The organism is Methylophaga sp. UBA4204 (assembly GCF_002379485.1).
Lineage (GTDB): Bacteria > Pseudomonadota > Gammaproteobacteria > Nitrosococcales > Methylophagaceae > Methylophaga.
Map to the genome: position 1 here is coordinate 5990 of NZ_DFTU01000060.1, position 16848 is coordinate 22837.

General features: G+C 43.9%; 15 protein-coding genes, 1 tRNA gene and 1 pseudogene. 11 read left to right on the forward strand and 6 right to left on the reverse strand.

Features of this window, described 5'->3' with window-relative positions; all coding sequences use genetic code 11:
- The 7 genes and pseudogenes from B3182_RS08535 to B3182_RS08565 all read left to right on the forward strand — a co-directional run.
- Positions 1–375 (forward strand): annotated as a pseudogene (locus tag B3182_RS08535) (twitching motility protein PilT); the annotation flags it as partial.
- Positions 376–384: 9 nt separating this feature from the next.
- The gene (locus B3182_RS08540; protein ID WP_292356520.1) at positions 385–1527 is read left to right on the forward strand and encodes a PilT/PilU family type 4a pilus ATPase; all 1143 of its coding nucleotides are present in this window, start codon (positions 385–387) and stop codon (positions 1525–1527) included.
- A 172-nt stretch (positions 1528–1699) separates the two neighbouring features.
- Positions 1700–2545, forward strand: a complete 846-nt coding sequence (locus B3182_RS08545) for an OmpA family protein (protein WP_292356519.1) — start codon at positions 1700–1702, stop codon at positions 2543–2545.
- A gap of 378 nt (positions 2546–2923) precedes the next feature.
- A complete protein-coding gene (locus tag B3182_RS08550; RefSeq protein ID WP_292356518.1) occupies positions 2924–3115 on the forward strand; it encodes a CsbD family protein in 192 nt (63 codons plus the stop codon).
- 216 nt (positions 3116–3331) lie between these two features.
- Entirely contained in the window at positions 3332–3892 is a 561-nt protein-coding gene (locus B3182_RS08555; protein ID WP_292411278.1) for a BON domain-containing protein, read from the forward strand.
- Positions 3893–3899: 7 nt separating this feature from the next.
- Entirely contained in the window at positions 3900–4361 is a 462-nt protein-coding gene (locus B3182_RS08560; protein WP_292356514.1) for a hypothetical protein, read from the forward strand.
- A 220-nt stretch (positions 4362–4581) separates the two neighbouring features.
- Positions 4582–5832 (forward strand): sigma-54 interaction domain-containing protein, encoded by a 1251-nt coding sequence (locus B3182_RS08565; protein ID WP_292401231.1) that lies wholly within the window; start codon positions 4582–4584, stop codon positions 5830–5832.
- A gap of 35 nt (positions 5833–5867) precedes the next feature.
- On the opposite strand, the gene B3182_RS08570 is transcribed toward B3182_RS08565, so the two are convergent.
- From B3182_RS08570 to yihA, 3 genes are all read right to left on the reverse strand, one after another.
- Positions 5868–5944 (reverse strand) — tRNA-Arg (locus B3182_RS08570).
- A gap of 122 nt (positions 5945–6066) precedes the next feature.
- On the reverse strand, positions 6067–8574 hold the full coding sequence (locus B3182_RS08575) for a glycogen/starch/alpha-glucan phosphorylase (RefSeq protein ID WP_292356510.1): 2508 nt from the start codon (positions 8572–8574) through the stop codon (positions 6067–6069).
- Positions 8575–8782: 208 nt separating this feature from the next.
- A complete protein-coding gene (gene yihA, locus B3182_RS08580; protein ID WP_292356508.1) occupies positions 8783–9397 on the reverse strand; it encodes a ribosome biogenesis GTP-binding protein YihA/YsxC in 615 nt (204 codons plus the stop codon).
- An 85-nt stretch (positions 9398–9482) separates the two neighbouring features.
- Here yihA and B3182_RS08585 point away from each other — a divergent pair, with 85 nt between their 5' ends.
- The 4 genes from B3182_RS08585 to B3182_RS08600 all read left to right on the forward strand — a co-directional run bounded on the left by B3182_RS08585 (position 9483) and on the right by B3182_RS08600 (position 14025).
- A complete protein-coding gene (locus B3182_RS08585; RefSeq protein WP_292356505.1) occupies positions 9483–10091 on the forward strand; it encodes a c-type cytochrome in 609 nt (202 codons plus the stop codon).
- Positions 10092–10164: 73 nt separating this feature from the next.
- Complete coding sequence (locus B3182_RS08590; RefSeq protein ID WP_292356504.1) at positions 10165–12183, forward strand: cytochrome c biogenesis protein ResB; 2019 nt, start codon at positions 10165–10167, stop codon at positions 12181–12183.
- Positions 12184–12211: 28 nt separating this feature from the next.
- A complete protein-coding gene (ccsB, locus tag B3182_RS08595; protein WP_292356503.1) occupies positions 12212–13360 on the forward strand; it encodes a c-type cytochrome biogenesis protein CcsB in 1149 nt (382 codons plus the stop codon).
- Between the two features lie 23 nt (positions 13361–13383).
- The gene (locus B3182_RS08600) at positions 13384–14025 is read left to right on the forward strand and encodes a thiol:disulfide interchange protein DsbA/DsbL (RefSeq protein ID WP_292356501.1); all 642 of its coding nucleotides are present in this window, start codon (positions 13384–13386) and stop codon (positions 14023–14025) included.
- 53 nt (positions 14026–14078) lie between these two features.
- Here the strand turns inward: B3182_RS08600 and mltF are convergent, their stop codons facing one another.
- The 3 genes from mltF to B3182_RS08615 form a co-directional block, all read right to left on the reverse strand.
- On the reverse strand, positions 14079–15500 hold the full coding sequence (gene mltF / locus B3182_RS08605) for a membrane-bound lytic murein transglycosylase MltF (RefSeq protein ID WP_292356499.1): 1422 nt from the start codon (positions 15498–15500) through the stop codon (positions 14079–14081).
- Positions 15501–15578: 78 nt separating this feature from the next.
- Positions 15579–16007 carry a tRNA adenosine(34) deaminase TadA gene (gene tadA, locus B3182_RS08610; RefSeq protein ID WP_292411275.1) on the reverse strand — a complete coding sequence of 143 codons (429 nt, stop codon included), beginning with the start codon at positions 16005–16007 and terminating at the stop codon, positions 15579–15581.
- A 7-nt stretch (positions 16008–16014) separates the two neighbouring features.
- Positions 16015–16848: 3-deoxy-D-manno-octulosonic acid transferase (locus B3182_RS08615; protein ID WP_292752364.1), on the reverse strand; the 834-nt coding region annotated here is incomplete at its 5' end.

The window sequence follows — 16848 nt, forward strand, 5'->3', positions numbered from 1 at the left end:
CACCTGGTATTTGGCACCCTGCATACCTCATCAGCGGCAAAAACCATAGACCGTATTATTGATGTGTTTCCGGCGGCGGAAAAGGATATGGTACGTTCCATGTTGTCAGAATCCTTACGTGCGGTTATTTCCCAGACGCTATTGAAGAAAGTCGGAGGGGGGCGCATTGCGGCACATGAAATTATGATTGGTACGCCGGCTATCCGTAATCTGATTCGTGAAGATAAAGTCCCGCAAATGTATTCTTCAATTCAAACAGGTGGTGCCTTAGGAATGCAGACATTGGATCAGTGTTTACAGGATTTGGTACGTCGTCAGCAAATTACCAAGCATGAAGCATTACCCCGTGCCGTGAACAAGGATCTGTTCCGTTAGGAGATCATGATGGAAATAGTCACTATTCTTAAAGCTGCGGTAAAACACGAAGCCTCAGATATTTTTATTACTTCAGGCCGTCCAGCCACCTTGAAAGTAAATGGCCGTATGGCAACACTTTCGCAGGAACCTTTAACTGAAGAAGAAGCCCGTGAATTGGTGTTGAGCACCATGAACGATGAACAAAAACGTACTTTTGAACGCGATAAGGAATGTAATTACGCTATCGATACCAAAGGTGCCGGCCGTTTTCGGGTCAGTGCACTGTATCAGCGCAGTCGAATCGCTATGGTCTTGCGTCTGGTAAAAGGGGAAATCCCCACCATTGAAGAACTTCATGTTCCTGAAATCATTAAAGAACTTGCAATGACCAAGCGTGGCCTGGTGATGTTTGTGGGGGCCACCGGAAGTGGTAAGTCAACCACACTGGCGGCGATGATTGGTTATCGTAATCAAAACAGTACCGGTCACATTTTAACGATTGAAGACCCGATTGAATTTGATCATAAACACGCAGGATGTGTCGTCACGCAGCGAGAAGTGGGGGTGGATACCGACTCCTACGAAGTGGCATTGAAAAATTCATTGCGACAGGCACCAGATGTCATTATGATTGGTGAAATCAGAAGTCGTGATACTATGGATTACGGTATTTCATTTGCTGAAACCGGTCACCTGTGTTTATCAACCCTTCACGCCAATAATGCCAATCAGGCGATGGAAAGGGTTATTAACTTTTTTCCGGAAGACCGGCACCAGCAATTATTTCTTGATTTGTCTCTCAACCTTAAAGCTGTTGTGGCACAACGGCTGATTCCAAAAAAAGATGGTTCAGGACGGGCGGTGGCAGTTGAAGTCCTGCTCAATACGCCATTAATTGGAGATTTGCTCGAAAAGGGTAAGGTTGCGGAAATCAAGGATGTTATGAAACGTTCTCGGGAATTGGGGATGCAAACGTTCGATCAGTCTTTATATGATTTGTATAAAGCTGGAGAAATCTCATATGAAGACGCATTGCGAAATGCTGATTCAAGTAATGAAGTAAGGTTGATGATCAAGTTAGGCTCGGAAACTGGTGAACTCCCTGTGGACGCTGGTGCCCAAGCTTTATCCCTAGAAATGGAAAGCGACCCAATGGATAGCCGCTTTTAATTTTCAGGGACATAACTAAGATTAAATATGCCTTTTTTTTAATATGTTACACTCCAAATGTAAATCGTATTATTATGATACCTGAATCTGAACACATGGATTAACCACCGTGTCAGCCAAGATATCAAGAAACGATTACCAACTAAGCAATAAATCTAAAGGAACTAAAACTATGAATATTACAGTTAAATTAACGGCAGCATTGCTGACGATTGGTTTGCTGGCTGGTTGTGCAGGTCCAAACCAGCGTGCGTATCAAGATTATACTTTGTGTTCTGCTCTTGGCGGTGCCGTTGGTGGCGCAGCAGTCGGTGCAGCGGCAAGTGGTGGCTCTGGTGCTGTAGGTGGCGCAGCAGTCGGTGCAATGTTGGCATTATTACTTTGCCCAACTGATGAAGCCCAGGCAGAAGAAGTAGCAGCAGAAAAAATGATGTGTGAGCATGAGCCAGTTCCAGGTGCATTGCTTGATGCCAATGGTTGTGCAATGGATTCAGACAATGATGGTGTTGTCGATGGTATCGATATGTGTGCTAACACACCAGCTGGTGTAACAGTTGATGATGTTGGTTGCCCAATTGATTCAGACAGAGATGGCGTAGCGGATTACAAAGATCTTTGCCCAAATACGCCAGAAGGTGTAATCGTTGACCAGGATGGATGTCCAATCGCCGGTGAAACCATTCTGTCATTGAATGACGTTCACTTTGAATTTGATAAAGCAACACTAACTCCTGAAGCTCAATCAACTCTTGATGAAGCAGTAGATGCTTTGTTGAACAGTGATGAAGTGGTTGAAGTACGTGTTGAAGGTCATACAGATAGTATTGGTACTGAAGCATATAACCAAAACTTATCACAACGTCGTGCAGAGTCAGTGGTTGACTATCTCACGTCAAGAGGTGTTAACGGCAACAACCTGATTCCAGTTGGTATGGGTGAAAATCATCCAATCGCTAACAATGAAACTGATGCAGGTCGTGCTCTTAACCGTCGTGTTGATTTTGTTGTTAACCCATAATAACTAGAACTTTAGTTGAAATGAAAAAGGCCCTTAACCGGGCCTTTTTTGTGTCTGCTGTTTTGAGTGAAGTGGTAAAGAACGTAATTTGAGTTGCAACTAAATGATTAGTTTTAAAACGCTGAAGCGTTGAAAATTTTACATTTCACCATGTTATTTCTACCACGGTTTAGTGCCTCTTTTTATTAATTCCCCAAGATTTAATAACGAAAACAAATAGATATCGTATTGGCATGATTTCTGTAACTTTCAAAGAGACTGATGTTTTGCTGAATCTGTATTGAGCTTTAGTGCATTTATTTAATGCTGAGTTCAGCAAGAGCCTTTGGTATTAAAAGACCTTAGGTGTCAGACTTTTTGAGCTATAAGGAGAAAAAAATGAATATTGATATTGCAGAAGGTAAATGGACTCAAGTTAAAGGTAAACTTCGTGAAAACTGGGGTGACTTAACGGATGATGAAATTGAACAAACAAAAGGTAATGCCCAGCAATTGGTTGGTCTCCTGCAGGAGCGATATGGCCTGGCAAAAGATCAGGCAGAAAAGGAAGTTGAAGCGCTTACCAAATAGAACGCTTTTTGCTGGATTCCACTAGCTCCAAAGACGCCGAAAGGCGTCTTTTTTGTTAAACATGAATATTTTCCTGATAAAGCTTGTAATTTATTCATGATTATTAATGTATTTAAAGTGGGGGAGTTGAGTAACCCCATGAATTTATTTGGTTTATATACTTGGCATGGTTATAGCACCTGTCTAGTGAGTGACATTAAATCAATTAGGAGATAAATGATGAAAATTAAAATGAACCATTTAGCAATTTTGACCGCAGCTACCTTAGTTACTACCCCTGTGCTAGCAAATGACTGGCAAGGTGAGGCTAATGATGCTTGGCTGGATGGCAAATTAGAAACATCATTATTGCTGAACACCGAACTGAATAATTTTAAAATTGATACGGATATTGAAAGTGGGGTTGCAGTTTTAAGTGGTGAAGTGAACAACCAGACGCAAAAAGAGCTGGCTGGTGAAATTGCAAAAAATATTGAAGGTATCTCTGAGGTTAAAAATAACCTGACGGTTGATAAAAACTATCGTAATGAAGATAACGACGATGATAAATCTTTTAGCCGTGCATGGCATGATATGACTGTAACTGCCGGACTTAAGATGGAGCTTGCTGCTCATGATGAGCTTGAAGCCACTGCCATTGAAGTCTCAACCGACAATGGCGTTGTCACATTGAAAGGTAACGTGAAAAATGAGGCCGAAAAAGATCTGGCGGTCGAAATGGCGAAAGGTTATGACAAGGTTGTTGAAGTCAAAGATGAACTCGTTGTAACAAACTGAATGTCACATGTTGAATAACAGAGATCAGCAACTTATTCAGGAGTTGAAGAGTATCTGTGCAGATGGACGCAACTTCTACGATATGACCGCAAGGAAAGTGGTCAGCAGTGAAATAAGAATGTTGTTGCGTGAAATGGCTCTGGTACGGGCTGAAATTGTTGACGATATTAACAAGCGTTTTGCCGGGCTCAAGGATACTCAGCCTTCCAGTAGTGAGTTAGCGTTAACAATGCGGGCAATCTACAAAGTTGCATATGGAACATGTGAGGATGTAATTGATAAAGATTGTCTTGCTGATTTGGAATCAATGGAAATGCATTCATTGGAAATTTTTAAAATTTATGTAAGAAGAATGCACGATCGGCAAATGTCATCTTATCTTGCAGGCCATCTGGCGAATATACAATTAAGTCAGGATCGTTTGCTAAGATTAAAAAGTGATAAACGACATCATCGCCGCATAGGTTGACTAATCAGCTATTCCATAAAAGAGGTTGAAACATTAAGTTTCAACCTCTTTATCTATGTTAAGAAATCTATAAAATCCGCATGTTAGACTCGAATTTAATTATTATTTAAAAACGGGTCTTATGCCAAAATTACTGTTAATCACAACTGATGAAATCTTATCAGCGAAATTGAGCAAACTGCTTTCTGCCTGTAACTTTAGTTTAGTTCAGGTTGCAGACTTGAGTGAGCAAGATTATCAAGCAGATTTGGTTATCTATGCCCCCCAAAAAGCCACTGAGTCTGACTATAAATTATTCGAAACACATCCTTTGCAAACTACTGCTGACTGGATTTTATTAAGTGACGGTTTACCCAATAAATGGTTGGACTTAATGATGAGTAAAGGGGGGGCTTATCATTTTCGACAGATGAGCGACTTCACCCCCCTCATTGAAGTGGCCCAGGAATTTGCTACAGAATTCAAACAGCTGAAAAAAAACCGTCAGACTGCCACACTTACCTCCACACTTGATCAATATGGCTCGCTTCTGGGCTCCTCTGCTGCTATGCATAAGCTTTATCGTTTGATACGACGTGTCAGCCAGACAGATGCCAGTGTATTTCTGATAGGCGAAAGTGGCTGTGGTAAAGAAGTTGCTGCCAGAACAATTCATGAACAAAGTGAAAGAGCTAACGAACCGATGGTTTCAGTCAATTGTGCGGCGTTGGCTGCAGATCTTATTGAAAGCGAATTATTTGGTCATGAGAAAGGTGCGTTTACCGGGGCAGTAAACCAACATATCGGCTTTTTTGAACAAGGCGGCAACGGCACGTTATTACTGGATGAAATCACTGAGATGCCTCTGGCATTACAAAGTAAACTGCTGAGAGTATTGGAAAGTGGTGAGTTTCGTCGAGTAGGAAGTGATGTGGTGCGGCAATCCAAAGTAAGGATTATTGCCGCGACCAATCGTGAACCAGAAGAAGCGATTGAAGCCGGTTTTCTGCGTGAGGATCTCTATTTTCGTCTGGCACATTTTCCCATCAAACTTCCTCCGTTACGGCAGCGGGACAATGATGTCATTGAGCTGGCCAAACATTTCCTCGCTTACCGAAATGAAGCGACAAATTCAGGCAAAGTATTTTCCGATGATGTACTGGATATTTTTGCTCAATATAGTTGGCCGGGAAATGTCAGAGAGCTTAAACATTGTGTTGAACGGGCGCATATATTGGCAGAAGATGTAATAACCGTTGATGATCTACCTGATTTTGGCAACGGCCACTCTGCAATAGAAAATGATATCGGGCCCGGTACTTCGATTAAAGATGCTGAAAAAAGCCTGATTCTGTCGACATTAGAAGCCTGTCAGCAAAATAAAACCAAGGCAGCCAAGCAGCTTGGCATTACCGTTAAGACTTTATATAACAAACTTGATCAATATGGCCAATTAGAACCCAATATTCATGCAGGGGCTGAATCAAACTGATAACGCGTGGCCAGAGAAGAGAGTTAAGTAAAAATTGGTGCGCCTGACAGGAATTGAACCTGTGACCTTCGGCTTCGGAAACCGACACTCTATCCAACTGAGCTACAGGCGCTTTGTGTGATTGCTGACAGCGCGAATTATACGGACTTTGCTTGTCTTAAACCACAGGAAAAATAGAAACCCACTGCCAATACACCTATATGGTTAATGACAGTGGGGTTTTTCTATCCGGTATCAGCTATCTGGATGTGGCGCAATTTTTTCCAGCTTCCAGATACCCTGATTGTATTCTTCCATGGTTCTGTCAGTTGAAAATTTACCGCTGTTAGCTGCATTGATAATACTCATAGCTGTCCAGCGCTCTTTATCCAGATAAGCCTGTCCGGCCTGTTTCTGAGCATCTATATAACTGCGGAAATCTGCTACGGTCATCCAGGGGTCATTTGAACTGGTAAAGGCATTAATAATGTTATCGAAGCAGCCCGGCTCAAACTGATTGAAATGGCCGCCGGTTAATAAGTCCACCACGCGTTTCAAATCAGCATCATTCTCAATAATAGACTGTGGATTATAATGCCCTCGATTTTCTGCAACTTCTTCTTCAGATAAACCAAACAGGAAAAAGTTATCATCACCAACTTCTTCGCGAATTTCGATATTTGCCCCATCCAGCGTACCAATGGTAATAGCACCATTCATCATAAATTTCATATTGCCGGTACCGGAAGCCTCTTTACCGGCTGTAGAAATCTGTTCCGATAAATCTGCTGCGGGGCAGATAACTTCCATTACAGAAACCTGATAGTTGGGGAAAAAAACAACTTTCAGCCAATCGCCCACATCTGGATCATTGTTTACAACATCAGCAACATTATTAATCAGCTTGATGATTTGTTTTGCCATGACATAACCTGGGGCTGCCTTACCACCAAATAAAACACAGCGTTTGGGTAATCCATCAGTTTTACCGCGTTTAATCTGATCGTAAAGATGAATGACATGCAAAACATTTAATAGTTGGCGTTTATATTCATGAATGCGTTTCACCTGAATATCAAACATGGCTTCCGGGTTAAACACCACGCCACATTGTTTTTCGACTAATGCCGCTAAACGTTTTTTATTCTCATATTTGGCTTCGTGCCAGGCTTTCTGAAAATCTTTGTCATGCGCCAGTGGAGCGAGGTTTTCCAGCTCAGTAAGGCGGGTAATCCATTTATCCCCAATGGTTTCGCTAATCAGTTGACTTAACACCGGATTACACCAGGCCATCCAGCGGCGTTGGGTCACACCGTTAGTTTTGTTGTTAAATTTGTCCGGCCATAACTGATAGAAGTCTGCAAACAAGCCTTTTTTCAGTAATTCAGAATGTAAGGCTGCAACACCATTGACGGAAAAACTGCCGATAATGGCCAAATGAGCCATTCGGACCTGTTGCTGGGCACCTTCTTCAATAATAGACATACGTGCCAGCCGCTCTTTATCGCCAGGCCAATGATTAGCCACTTCCCTGAGGAATCGGGCATTGATTTCGTAAATTATTTCCAGAATGCGAGGCAGTAGACGACCAAACAGGTTTGCCGGCCATCGTTCCAGTGCTTCGGGTAACAAAGTATGGTTGGTGTAGGCCATAGTTTTGGTAGTGATTTGCCAGGCTTTATCCCAGCCTAATTGATGTTCATCCATAAGCAGGCGCATCAGTTCTGCAACGGCAACAGTAGGATGAGTATCGTTCAGTTGAAAGACGTTTTTATCGGCAAAATTTTCAAAGTTGCCATCATGAGTCGTCACCCAGTAATCCAGAATATCCTGCAGACTGGCTGAGGCCAGGAAATACTGTTGGCGTAAACGTAACTCTTTACCATTTTCACTGGCATCGTTTGGGTACAAAACCATGCTGATATTTTCAGCTTCATTTTTCGCTGCAACCGCTTCTGTATACGAACCGGCATTAAAATCTTCTAGGTTAAACTCATCGGTAGCCGCTGCTTTCCACAACCGCAAACGATTGACGGTGCCATTCTGATAGCCGGGAATAGGTAAGTCATATGGAACAGCCAGTACATCATTGGTATCAACCCACTGAATTTCCATTTGACCACTACTGTTACGATGTAACTCGGTATGTCCACCAAATTTGACACGTTGAGTGTATTCAGGCCGTTCCAATTCCCATGGATTACCATCACGCAACCAGTGATCCGGCATTTCCTGTTGGCGGCCATTTTCAATTTTTTGTTGGAACATGCCGTATTCATAACGCAAGCCATATCCCGTAACCGGTAGTTGCAGGGTGGCACAGCTATCAATAAAACATGCAGCCAGACGACCTAGCCCCCCATTACCCAAACCGGCATCATGTTCAAATTCGGCAAGTTCTTCATATTCGAGTCCCAGATTGACCAGCGCTTTTTTCAACGGTTCTTCAATGCCAAGGTTTAAAGCGGCATTGCCGGTGGCGCGGCCCATTAAAAATTCCATGGACAGGTAATAAGCCTGTTTGCAGCGCGAATCGGCATAGGTGTGTTTGGTATTTTTCATTCTTTCAAACAGCCGGTCACGCAGTGTATGGGCCATAGCTGCATACAGGTAATGACCTGAAGCACAGCCCTTGTCCTGACCAAGGTAAATACCGAAATAGCGTTTGAAATCCTCAGTTAATGCAAGCGTATTCATCCCCAGTTTTGATGTCTGATAAAGTTCAGGCAGCGGGGTGGTAATCGGAGTATATCTTGGCGTCATAGCGGAATCCTTGAATGGGCATCGTTATGGAAAAAATCGGGGATAGGGAACCAGCTCTGGCAACATTGCCATTAAGCGGCAGGTTCAGCATTGAACTGGAAATGTTATGTTAGCACTGCATGTCCCAATGCCGTAAACGTTAGCAGAGAGTGATGACATCTGCCATCACCTGAAGCATAAATTTTCAGCGAACAGAAAGAAAAATATTCTATTGCTGTTCGGCGGTCGATAATTCAAACCAATTATCAAGTACCTGAATCGCTTCATCACGTCCCTGATGATTTAAAGAAGAGAATAATTGTACCGATGCTTCCAACCCAGCATCTTTTAATTCTTTACGAACCTGTTGCAGGGCATTACCCCCAGCACCGCGTCCCAATTTATCCGACTTGGTGAGTAAAATATGAATCGGCAGTTCAGCCTGTTTTGCCCAGTCCAGCATTTGTAGGTCAAAGTTTTTTAATGGATGTCGAATATCCATCATCAGCATTAATCCGCGCAACGATTGGCGCGTTTCCAGATATTTGCTCAGGGTGGCTTGCCATTTAAGCTTCATCTTTTCCGGGACTTTGGCATAACCATAACCGGGAAGATCTACCATGGCTCTTTCATCGTCCAGATGAAAAAAATTGATCATTTGTGTTCTTCCTGGTGTCTTACTTATTCGCGCCAGAGCTTTGATTCCTGTGATGGTGTTGATTGCGCTGGATTTTCCGGCATTTGAGCGGCCCGCAAAAGCTACTTCGAAACCTGAGTCAGGTGGCAGTTGAGACAATTGTGTGGCGCTGACAGTATAATGTGCGCTTCGGTATAACTCTGACATGTCAGTCTTTCCAGGTGCAAAAAAGTGCCAATAAGAGTAGCATACCGAAAGTTTTGTATCCGAAAGTTAGTAGCCAGGAACGACAATGAAAAAATTTATTTTTGCAGTGGTGTTTGGGGTGGGTGTATCGAGTTCACCACTTGTTTTTGCCACAGGAGACATTTCCGCTGGCAAAACAAAATCAGCTGTGTGCGCTGCCTGTCATGGTGCTGATGGTAACAGTCCTTCTGATATGTACCCAAAACTGGCTGGACAACATGCCAGTTACCTCTACAAACAGCTAGTCGAATTCAAAAGTGGTAAACGTAAAAACGCCATAATGGCGCCGATGGTGGCCAACCTGTCGGAACAGGATATGGCTGATTTGGCGGCTTATTTTGCCAGCAAAGAAACTGCGCCGGGCGCCGTGAGCGAAGACTTGCTGGAACTGGGAAAACAGATTTATCGTGGCGGCAATAGCGAATCCGGGGTGCCTGCCTGCATGGCATGCCATGGTCCCAATGGCAGTGGTATGCCCGCGGCGAAATGGCCGAAACTATCTGCTCAATATCGTGCCTATACAGAATCGCAATTACACGCTTTTGCAAATGGTGAACGTCATAACGATCCTAATGGAATGATGCGTGATATTGCTTCCAAGTTGACTGAGGAAGAAATTAAAGCGGTTTCCGCTTATGTATCCGGTCTGCATTAATTGCTGATAAGCTCCGGTGACAATGATTCTGATTGCACCGGAGTAACTCATCGGCTCATGTTTGAGCAATTTCATGTCTGAAGTTACCCCGAAAGATAACTCCCACAACAGCTACTCTCGCCGATTATTTTTATTTCTTGGCTCTATGGAGTTGGCAATTACGTTATTGCTGACACTTGCCATTGCCTCTGTTATCGGCACTGTTCTACAGCAAAACCAGCCCTATGCTGATTATGTCATTAAATTTGGTCCTTTCTGGTTTGAAGTATTTGAACAGCTTGGGCTTTATGATGTTTACAGTTCTATCTGGTTTATCGCCATACTTGCATTGCTTGTCATTTCCACATCGGTTTGTGTAATTCGTCATTTTCCGGCGATGGCTAAAGAAATGTGGCAGTTACGCACTAATGTGCAGAAAAAATCCTTAAAAGCTATGCATCACAGTGCTCAGTGGCAATCAAATGCAACCATGCCTTCAGTAGCAAATGATTTGCAGCAGGAATTCAAAAAACTGGGGTTCCGCAGTAGACAAACGGTTAAACAAGATGATGCTGTATTAATTTCTGCAATGCGTGGCGGTATGAACCGTCTCGGCTACCTGTTTACCCATATTGCCATTGTGGTGATCTGTGTTGGTGGTCTGTTTGATAGCAACATGCCATTAAAATTTGCCGAATGGCGCGGTGAAATCAAAATTGAGACCCGCGATCTTTCGATCCGTGAAATACCTGCAGAAAGTCGTCTTGCAGTTGGTAGTCAGGGTTTTAGGGGGAGTGTAAGTATCCCGGAAGGCAAGGCGGCAGAAGTAGTTTTTTTACCGGTTCGTGACGGTTATTTGTTGCAAGCCCTGCCTTTTCGTATTGAAGTAAAAGATTTCCGAATCGAACATTATCCCAATGGTCAGCCAAAATCTTTTGAATCGGATTTAGTGATTCACGACGATCAACTGGCGGAACCCTTTGAATCTACTATTGCGGTAAACCACCCATTAATTTATCGAGGCCACTCGATCTATCAATCCAGTTTCAGTGACGGTGGTTCTTCGCTTAGTATCGATGCATGGCCTCTTGATAGCCGTGCCGGGACTGAGCCTGTTTCTATCCAAACCAAAGTATTTGAAAATCGTCAAATGCTGTGGGGAGAAGAAACCATGCAGCTGGAAATGACCAGTTTCCGGCCGTTTAATATCAACCCTGATCCGACAGAAGAAGATGAGCGAAATTTACGTGATTTTGGTCCGAATTTTACGTTTAAGTTACGTACAGAGACTGGTGAAGCCAGAGAATACGAAAACTATATGTTTCCGGTTGAGCGTGATGGTCGCGAATACTATTTAAGTGGTGTTCGTAACAGTCCTGCAGAATCCTTTGCCTACCTCTATTTACCTGTAGATGAAGATGGAAGCTTGCAGCAGTTCTTGAATTATTCAGCGTTATTACGTGATGAAGAGCTGGTATCAGATATTGCCAATTCGATGATGAAAGAAGCGTTGGCAATGTTGCCAGAACGTGATGAAGCTCTTGAAGCCAGTTTGCAGCAAACCCTCGAAACATTGATCACCATGTTTGTCAGGGGTGGTTTTGATGAGGTCAGGGATTTCATTGATAACAATCTTCCTGACGCCGAGCGTGACAATCTGGCGCCTGCTTATCTGGGCATGTTACGGGAGATGCTGGCGCGGATTTATTTCAGCATGGATGGCATTACTCCGCAAACTGTGACCAACGACCAGTTACTGTTTTTACAGGATAGTGTGGATACAATTGGCACCTTATCACGTTACGGTTCGCCGGTCTTTTTGCAGCTGACTGATTTTGAACATGTTCAATCGACCGGCCTGCAAATTGCCAAAGCCCCAGGAAAGAATGTGGTGTATTTCGGTTGTGCGCTATTGATAATCGGTGTGTTTTTACTGTTCTATCTTCCACAGAGACGCTTATGGGCATGGGTGGAAGAGGGTGCTGAACACACGGAAATTATATTGGCAGGTTCGACAAATCGAAATGCCCGCGAGTTTAATACATTTTTCAATGAGCAACAAACTGTTTTAGCAACTAAAACCGGGAACTCCAACCTGGAGCCAGGTTCTTAATGAAAGCGTTAAAGAGTATGAGAAACCTATGACAACGAATACTGAAATCATGACAAAACCTGCTGCCCATACCTGGTGGTGGTATGCACTTTTATTACTGGCAACCATTGGTATTTTGTCTGTTTATCATGAAGTGCTGGACGTATATGAGGTCTCAATCCTGATGTTTACGGCTATTAGCATGGGCTTTGTCGGCAATCATTGGCCCGGCTTCCGCGGTCACGCTATCGCTGTTGCTATGCTCAGTCTAATTGCCTTGCAGTTATACGGTACCAATCTGGAGGCTGCTGAAACTAACGGATTGCTCAAATACATGCTGGCCAGCCAGTCAGCCATTATGTGGATGAGTGTATTTTTTATCGCCGCCACATTTACCTATTTTGGTGGGTTGATTTTCAGATCTGACTATACCGAAAAAGTTGGTAGCGTATTTACCTGGATTGCGACGACCTTTGGGATGACAGGGCTGATGGTTCGCTGGCGTGAAACGCATATGATGGGTGCTGATATTGGCTACATTCCTGTCAGCAATCTTTACGAAGTCTTTATTCTGTTTGCTGTCGTAACGGCTTTACTGTATCTGTTCTACGAACGTCGGTATCAAGTGCGTAGTCTGGGTGGATTCGTCTTGCTGGTTATCTCTGCTGCTGTGATATTTCAGCTTTGGTATGCATTTGAACGCAATGCCCACGAAATTCAGCCATTAGTCCCGGCATTACAAAGTTACTGGATGAAAATTCATGTACCAGCCAATTTTATAGGATACGGTGCGTTTGCTATGGCGGCCATGATTGGCATCGCTTATTTATTGGTCAGCTGGCGTAGTGAAAAAAATCCGGACAGTGGGTTGGTCAAAGCCATGCCGCCACTGACAATGATGGATGATCTGATGTATAAAAGCATTGCCCTGGGCTTTGCCTTTTTTACGGTGGCGACGATTCTAGGGGCTTTGTGGGCTGCTGAAGCGTGGGGCGGTTACTGGTCTTGGGATCCGAAAGAGACCTGGGCTTTGATTGTCTGGCTAAACTACGCAGCCTGGTTGCATATGCGCATGACAAAAGGATGGAATGGTAAACCAATGGCCTGGTGGGCAATTGTTGGATTGTTCGTGACCTTATTTGCCTTTCTGGGTGTCAATATGTTTCTGTCTGGCCTTCATTCTTATGGCAGTTTGTAATTAAAAAATTTAAGGATATTGAAATGACGAGATCAATTCGTGCTTTGTTACTCACCACAGCGGCATTATTAATGCCTTTTTCTGTGTCAGCTGATTCAACAAGCTACAAAGAGGGTGAACACTATAAGCCTACCACTGAGCGTATGGCGAAAAATACCTCAAATGAACACATTGAAGTCATTGAGTTGTTCTCGTACTCCTGTCCACATTGTTTTAATTTGGACTCACAAATCATGCAATGGAAAGAAACCTTGCCTGAAAATGTGAAATTTACTCAGGTACCGGCTATTTTCCGTGACAGTTGGTTGCAGTTAGCAAGAGTGTTTTATGCTGCACAAATAACGGGTGATTCTGAAAAGTTGCATAAAGCATTATTTAATGCGATTCATATTGATAAGCGTCGTCTCGATACTGAAGATCGTTTGCTCGATTTTGTTGAAGAGCAGGGGATTGATCGTGAGAAATTCGTTGAAACGATGAATTCGTTTACTGTCAAAACCAACGTAAAAAAAGCACTGATCATCAGCCAAACATCTGGCGTTCAGGGTGTTCCAGTTATTATCGTTGATGGACGTTATTTTACTGACGCACCGCTGGCAGGTGGGATGACTGAAATGCTTAATGTGGTTGAGTATTTGATTGAAAAAGTTGAAGCAGAAAAATAAAGCGAGTTTTGTTAGAGCAGGTAAGGCCGGTTAGCGAAAGCAACCGGCCTTTTTTATAATGCTGCTGGAAGTGTTTCATTAATTTCAGCGGGTGGGGTGGAAGCATTTTGATTGACTTCATCATGGTGCAACATAATATCGTAATAACGTCGGATATTACCGACGTAACGCACCGGCTCGGCGCCACGTGCATATCCATGACGTGTTTGGCTGAACCACTTCTGTTTGGCAAGTAAAGGCAGGTTTTCGCGAACATCAGCCCAGCGGTCAGGATTGCCGCCATTTTTTTCCGTCAAGACTCTTGCGTCTTCCAAATGCCCCATACCAATATTATAAGCAGCTAACGCTAACCAGGTACGATCCGGCTCAGCGATCCGCTCCGGTAAACGGGTTTTCATAATAGTCAGATAAGCTGTGCCGGCAAAGATACTCTGCACAGGATCTTCCCGCTCGCTGACGCCCATTTCATTTGCAGTGGCTTGAGTCAGCATCATCAAGCCACGTACGCCAGTACTGGAAACGGCATCTGGATTCCAGTGTGATTCCTGATAGGCAACTGCTGCGAGAAAGCGCCAATCATAACCATAGGCTAATGCAGCAGCTTTAAAAGTGGATTCATATTGAGGGAGATGCGTCTGAATACGACGGTGAATGGCACGCGAATCGACATAATCGAAACGACGGATATGACCGAAATACTTTTCAATTAATTGATCCAGATAGCCCGAACTTTCTATTTCTTCAAAAAAAGCATTTACCGCAAGTTGTAAACTCATATCATCATTGCGACGCATACCCCAGGCTAATGGCTGGGGATCCGATATATCAAAAGCCACTCTTAGTTCGGGATAAAGACTATGGCTGGCAGCCATCTCATTAGAGTCAACGATGGTGTAATCAATAAGTTCGAGCTGAACCAGCTCAAGTAACCCGCTGGTGTCTATCGTCTGGTTTTCGGTCCAAGACAACAATGGTATTTCCTGTTGAAGATTAGCAAGCTGTTCAGCATGGCTGCTATTAGCAACAATTTCTAACTGACCGGTGCTGATTTCGGTGATATCTCGCGGTTTCTGGCTGCCATGACGGTAAATAAGCTGTTGAGTGACTTCATGATAAATTGGGCCAAACCGTAATCTGTTTTGCCGGGCCCGGGTTATTGTTAAGCCCGCAGCAGCAATATCTGCCTGACCGTTTTCAATCATATCGAGGGTTTTGCTGAGGTTATCGGGAACGGTCACTTTGAGATCAACACCGAGAAAATCGGCAAACCGTTGCGCCAGTTCAAACTCAAATCCCGCCAGTTCACCACCATTATTATAATAACTGGTCAAACCATAGCGACTCACCACACGAAGTTCACCACGCTCCAGGATTTGCTCCAGTTGATTACTGGAGGAGTTGCAAGCGTTTAATACGCAGAGCATGCAAAGGAGAAAAATTAGCTTTTTCAAAACTTCACTCTGACAGTAGGGCATGAAATTATCCTACATAAGGAAGGCTTTGCACATCAAATTTCCCAAAACTTACAATTAATGAACAGGAAAATGTGATGTCTATCGCTTCCCGCGAAAGAAATCCTTCAGCAGCTTACTGCTTTCTTCAGCTAACACACCATGTTCATATTGAACACGATGGTTTAACTGACTGGTATTAAAAATATCCATACAACTGCCCGCTGCACCGGTTTTCGGTTCAGTAGCAGCGAAAACTACTCGCTCAATTCTGGCATGAACAATCGCACCAGCACACATGATGCAGGGCTCCAGCGTGATATACATTGTGGAACCGGGGAGTCTATAGTTCTGTTGGTTGAGACAGGCTGCACGTAAAGCAACAATCTCGGCATGCGCCGTGGGATCCAGTTGGCTGATAGGTTGATTCCACCCGGTACCAATGAGTTCATCCTGATGGACGATAATCGCACCAACCGGTACCTCGCCATGTTGTTCTGCCTGATGCGCCAGTAATAATGCCTGACGCATCCAATACTCATCGTTGAACATGACTGATATGAACATCAATGAGGTTGAGTAAGCGCTGGCTGGCACCTTTACTTTGTTCAATCAGGTGTTTACCCGCATCTCCCATTTCAGCGCGACGTTGAGGATCTTTTAATAACGCAATGACGGAATCCGCTAATTGTTCAGTGTTTTTTACCTCAATAGCCGCATGATGTTCGAGAAACTGTCTGGTTATTTCAAGAAAGTTAAAATAATGAGGGCCGGTGATAACGGGGCGGGAAAGCGCAGCCGGTTCTAATATATTGTGACCGCCATGATTCACCAGGCTACCCCCAACAAAAGCAACATCTGCTGTACCATAAAAAACGGATAATTCGCCCATGCTATCAACCACCAGCGCTTGAACCTGGCTACTACAAGGCTTGCCATCACTTCTGCGCAGTGTATTTAAACCAGAACGACGGCACAGTGCTGTCACCCGATCAAAGCGTTCAGGATGACGTGGAACGATGATTAATAATAAATCACGAAACTGGCCACGGATTTTGCGGGCTGCATCCAGTATTAGCTCTTCTTCGCCCTCATGGGTGCTGGCGGCAATAAATACGGATCGATTTCCCCATAATGCTCGTATTGACTCTGCACGCTCGATAACACTGGCCGGTAAACTGATTTCATATTTCAGGTTTCCCACGGCGTGGACTTTGTCTTTATGTGCACCCAGTTGAACAAAACGATCGCGGTCACTATGGGATTGTGCGGCAATGAGCGGAATGCTTTGTAACATCTGCCGTGTTAACTTGGCGACTTTCAAATATCCCCGGGCACTGCGGGCGGATAGTCTTGCGTTGGCGACTGTGAA

Excerpts from the sequence above, each read along its gene's own strand:
- B3182_RS08540 (WP_292356520.1), top strand. The coding sequence starts at position 385 with ATGGAAATAGTCACTATTCTTAAAGCTGCGGTAAAACACGAAGCCTCA.
- B3182_RS08545 (WP_292356519.1), top strand. The coding sequence starts at position 1,700 with ATGAATATTACAGTTAAATTAACGGCAGCATTGCTGACGATTGGTTTG.
- B3182_RS08550 (WP_292356518.1), top strand. The coding sequence starts at position 2,924 with ATGAATATTGATATTGCAGAAGGTAAATGGACTCAAGTTAAAGGTAAA.
- B3182_RS08555 (WP_292411278.1), top strand. The coding sequence starts at position 3,332 with ATGATGAAAATTAAAATGAACCATTTAGCAATTTTGACCGCAGCTACC.
- B3182_RS08560 (WP_292356514.1), top strand. The coding sequence starts at position 3,900 with ATGTTGAATAACAGAGATCAGCAACTTATTCAGGAGTTGAAGAGTATC.
- B3182_RS08575 (WP_292356510.1), bottom strand. The coding sequence starts at position 8,574 with ATGACGCCAAGATATACTCCGATTACCACCCCGCTGCCTGAACTTTAT.
- yihA (WP_292356508.1), bottom strand. The coding sequence starts at position 9,397 with ATGTCAGAGTTATACCGAAGCGCACATTATACTGTCAGCGCCACACAA.
- B3182_RS08585 (WP_292356505.1), top strand. The coding sequence starts at position 9,483 with ATGAAAAAATTTATTTTTGCAGTGGTGTTTGGGGTGGGTGTATCGAGT.
- B3182_RS08590 (WP_292356504.1), top strand. The coding sequence starts at position 10,165 with ATGTCTGAAGTTACCCCGAAAGATAACTCCCACAACAGCTACTCTCGC.
- ccsB (WP_292356503.1), top strand. The coding sequence starts at position 12,212 with ATGACAACGAATACTGAAATCATGACAAAACCTGCTGCCCATACCTGG.
- B3182_RS08600 (WP_292356501.1), top strand. The coding sequence starts at position 13,384 with ATGACGAGATCAATTCGTGCTTTGTTACTCACCACAGCGGCATTATTA.
- mltF (WP_292356499.1), bottom strand. The coding sequence starts at position 15,500 with ATGCCCTACTGTCAGAGTGAAGTTTTGAAAAAGCTAATTTTTCTCCTT.
- tadA (WP_292411275.1), bottom strand. The coding sequence starts at position 16,007 with ATGCGTCAGGCATTATTACTGGCGCATCAGGCAGAACAACATGGCGAG.